Origin of the sequence: uncultured Roseobacter sp., from assembly GCF_947491795.1 — a bacterium.
Classification (GTDB): domain Bacteria; phylum Pseudomonadota; class Alphaproteobacteria; order Rhodobacterales; family Rhodobacteraceae; genus Roseobacter.
Genome location: NZ_CANLKW010000022.1, coordinates 1 through 2,551 on the forward strand (window position 1 = coordinate 1; position 2,551 = coordinate 2,551).

Annotated in this window: 3 protein-coding genes; all 3 read right to left on the reverse strand. The window is 59.2% G+C overall.

All coding sequences use genetic code 11. The annotated features are described in order from the left end of the window. Nucleotides 1-1,591, reverse strand: a 1,591-nt coding sequence (locus Q1A34_RS21860; RefSeq protein ID WP_300039620.1) for a recombinase family protein, incomplete at its 3' end; no start/stop codon positions are given. After that, entirely contained in the window at nucleotides 1,591-2,004 is a 414-nt protein-coding gene (locus Q1A34_RS21865) for a DUF2924 domain-containing protein (RefSeq protein WP_300039622.1), read from the reverse strand. The genes Q1A34_RS21865 and Q1A34_RS21860, both read right to left, overlap by 1 nt. Beyond that, a complete protein-coding gene (locus Q1A34_RS21870; RefSeq protein ID WP_300039624.1) occupies nucleotides 2,001-2,264 on the reverse strand; it encodes a DUF3489 domain-containing protein in 264 nt (87 codons plus the stop codon). The genes Q1A34_RS21865 and Q1A34_RS21870 overlap by 4 nt, the downstream gene beginning before the upstream one ends. Nucleotides 2,265-2,551 lie beyond the last annotated feature (287 nt).

Below are 2,551 nucleotides of genomic sequence, written 5' to 3' on the forward strand. Positions count from 1 at the left end.
CGGCGGGAACGCCTGACTTGATGACACGGTCAGACGTCACACCCTCCGACTGCTCACCGGCTGCGATCGCATCCAGGATGTCTGGCGCAAGCATTGCAAGACCAACAACATCCTGCACCCGGCGTTTTGATGTGCCCTCGGCCTGTGCGATCTCAGTGAATGTCTTGCCGCCAATGATCATGGACATCCATTTCTGCGCTTTGACGATGTTCTGAGCCAACGTCACATCGACCGTGGGTGGCGCGTCCCCAAGATGCAGTTTCAGCTCCACGCCGCGCCTGCGCATCCGGAATGGCGACATGAGGATCAGCTCTTCTGTGTTGATCAGGTCTGCATCACATTTAAGAACCGAGGCAAGTCTCTTCTGACACAAGCGAACGGACACTTCTCCCTGGCTCATGTCAGCGCGGTCGATCAGATGCAGACATTCCGTGGTCTGCCGGATGGCGTGCAGGCCAGCTGATCTGGCGGTGACGTCTGCCGCAGGCAGATCCGGGATAAGCCGCATTGCAATATCCGGTCGCTTCAAATGCTGTCTGACCAGATCGGCAAGCAGCCCCTCCAGCTGGTCTGCCGGCAAACGCCACGCGTCCGGATGCTTCCGGCTCCGATCCTTCACCAACCTGTGAGAGATATAGTAGCGCAGTCGCCTGCCGTTCTTCCGGCTGTGACTGGGCGTCAGGCGGTCGCCGGTTTCATCATAGAGTTTGCCGGCCAGCGGCGATCGTGTGACCCTGCGCTTTGTGCCACGGGCCGTTGCGGCTCCTTCTTTCAGCATCTGCTGGACGGTGTCCCAGATCAACGGGTCGATAATTGCCGGATGCTGTCCGTCGTAAACCTGTTCCCTGTGCCGGATCCGCCCGGCATAGATCGGGTTTCTCAGGATGTGATGGATGTGGCTGCGATCAAAAGGGGTGCCGCCGGAGATGCGCCCTGCCCCGCGAACGCGCTCACGTGACCTGAGGCCAAGATCCTCTGCGCGGTCTTTCACGACACGGATGAGACCATGTTCCAGATACAGTTCATAAAGAGCTCTGATGATTTTTGCCTCGTCCGGTTCGATCTTCAGCGTCCGGCCATCCGCCTCGTAGCCGAGCGGGACAGTCCCACCCATCCAGAGCCCTTTGCGCTTGGAGGCCGCAATCTTGTCGCGGATGCGTTCCGCCGTGACCTCGCGCTCAAACTGGGCAAAGCTCAGAAGGACATTGAGGGTAAGCCGCCCCATGCTGGTGGCCGTGTTGAAGGACTGGGTGACCGACACGAAGGACGCATCCGCCTGATCCAGACGCTCGACCAGCTTGGCGAAGTCGGCCAGAGAGCGTGTCAGCCGGTCGATCTTGTAGACGACGATCTGATCCACGCGTTTGTCGTCCACTGCCCGCATCAGACGCTGTAAGGAAGGCCGATCCAGATGACCGCCCGAGATCCCGCCATCGTCATAACACTCCGGCAGCAACTCCCAGCCTTCATGCTTCTGGCTGGCGACATAGGCCTCACAGGCCTCCCGTTGCGCATCCAGCGAGTTGAAGTCCTGCTCCAGACCCTCCTCCGAGCTTTTTCGGGTATAGATGGCGCAGCGGATCCGTCGCATCACTGTACGCCGAAGAACCGCGGGCCGGACCAGTGCGCCCCGGTGATGTGTCTGGCAATGGCCGACAGCGATCGCCATGATTTGCCATCCATGACATAGCCACTGTTTGTCACCTCGACCAGATACGTTCGCCCGTTCCATTCCCGGACAAGATGCGATCCCGGTTTTGCGATCGTCGGGGCGATCCTGCCAGTTGCAATCCGGTTCAGGCGGCGCGTGGTTTTGGCTGACACACCGCCCAGCGCCCTGTTTTGCGCTTCCCAGATCAGCACCCTCTTCATAAACTGCGGCGAGAGGTATTTTGGCGGCGGGCGCCCAGACATCTCTTTCCAGCGATCCAGACATTCCGCGCGATCATAAGCTTCGATCTCAGCCACCCGCTCCGTTACCTGATCAGCCCGGTCCGCGCTCATTGGCTGCCGCTTTCTTCAACAATCCGGTACATCGACCCTTTGTCGGTCTTGCTGCGAACGATCACAGATCCGGATTTGCGTTGTGCGGAAATGGCAGCCCGTACCGTGTGGGGTTGCCAGCCAAAGGTCTTCTGGATCTGCGCAATTGATGCGCCGGACTTTCGGGCCAGCAGCTTTCGAAGCTCAGCCTGGCGGGTGGGTCTGGCACGGGCACGACCTGATACGCCGGTCCGTTGGTTTGAACTGTGGGTTATCGTCATTTGGCTCTCCACTCTGCAGGCAAAGGCCAGTCCCTCGCCCTGTACTGAGTGGAGCCCGGCAGTGTCCGGGCGGCTGAATATGCCGACAGTACCGCTCTGCCGCGCTCAGAAGTCCAGTCGTTTATAACCCGAGGGGCGGATTATGTTGAAAAACTCTGTTTGCTCCGAAAGGTGGCGAGAAGTTTCTCCATGGGGCGGCGGCTAAATCGATGCTCTGACCATATGTCCATCTCCTGCTGCGTTTTCAGCGCAAACAGGTTCATCTTTGCCGATGCAACGGATTTTGA